Below are 1202 nucleotides of genomic sequence, written 5' to 3'. Positions count from 1 at the left end.
CCGTCGGTGCGGCAGGCGAGCCAGCAGCACCGGATCAGCATCACGACCGTGCTGCATGCGTATCTGCTGCTGGAGAGCCGCGGGTTGCTCGAAAGCCGGCCGCAGTCGGGCTATTTCGTGAACCTGCGTCGCGACGACGGTCACGCGCCGGTGCGCGAGCTGAGGCCGTCGAAGCCGATCGCGATCTCGTCGTCGGTCGACGTGAGCCGGCTCGTACTGTCGACGCTGCGCTCGATCGGCACGGACGACGCGGTGCCGCTCGGTTCGCCGTATCCGGACCCGAGCCTGTTTCCGTTCGAGAAGCTCAATCGCTACGCATACGCGGCCGGCCGCGACAAATCGCTGTGGGGCGTGACCGACGGGTTGCCGCCGGGCCACCCGCGGCTGATCCGGCAGATCGCGCGCCGCTACCTGGAAAACGGGATGTCGGTGGATCCGAACGAGATCATCGTGACGGTCGGCGCGACGGAGGCGATCAACCTGTGCCTGCAGGCGGTCGCGAAGCCGGGTGACACCATCGCCGTGGAGTCGCCGACGTTCTACGCGATGCTGCACGCGATCGAGCGGATGGGGATGAAGGCGATCGAGGTTGCCACGCATCCGGAATACGGGATCGACATCGCGGCGCTGGCTGCGATCGCGAAGTCGCAGCCGATCGCCGCATGCATGGTGATGCCGAACTTCCAGAACCCGCTGGGCTTCCAGATGCCGGACGAGCGCAAGCGCGAACTGGTTGAGTTCGCAACCAAGGCCGGGATGCCGATCATCGAGAACGGCGTGTACAACGAACTGTATTTCGGCGACACGCACCCGAGCTCGCTGAAGTCGTACGACCGTAGCGGGATCGTGCTGCATTGTTCGTCGTTCTCGAAGAGCCTGACGGCCGCGTACCGGATCGGCTGGGCGCTGCCGGGCCGCTATCGCGATCAGGTCGAGAAGCTGAAATTCCTGAATACGCTCGCGACGCCGTCGTTGCCGCAACTGGCGATCGCGGAGTTTCTGGAACGGGACGGCTACGAGCATCACCTGCGGCGCTTGCGCAAGGCGTATGCGCAGCAGGCGAACCTGATGCGCGCGATGGTGTCGCGGTTCTTTCCGGAAGGCACGCGCATGTCGAGCCCGGCAGGCGGTTACGTGCTGTGGGTCGAGTTGCCCGCGCAGGTCGACGCGATGCGGTTGTATCAGCTCGCGCTGGAGCAGGG

1 protein-coding gene is annotated in these 1202 nt (G+C 65.7%); it reads left to right on the top strand.

Annotation, left to right across the window (positions count from 1 at the left end):
- The coding region (locus tag WT97_RS18920) for a PLP-dependent aminotransferase family protein (protein ID WP_060354097.1) at nucleotides 1-1202 on the top strand (1202 nt) is incomplete at both ends.

This window comes from Burkholderia sp. MSMB1459WGS (assembly GCF_001534535.1).
Lineage (GTDB): Bacteria > Pseudomonadota > Gammaproteobacteria > Burkholderiales > Burkholderiaceae > Burkholderia.
This window is presented reverse-complemented; position numbering and strand designations above follow the sequence as displayed.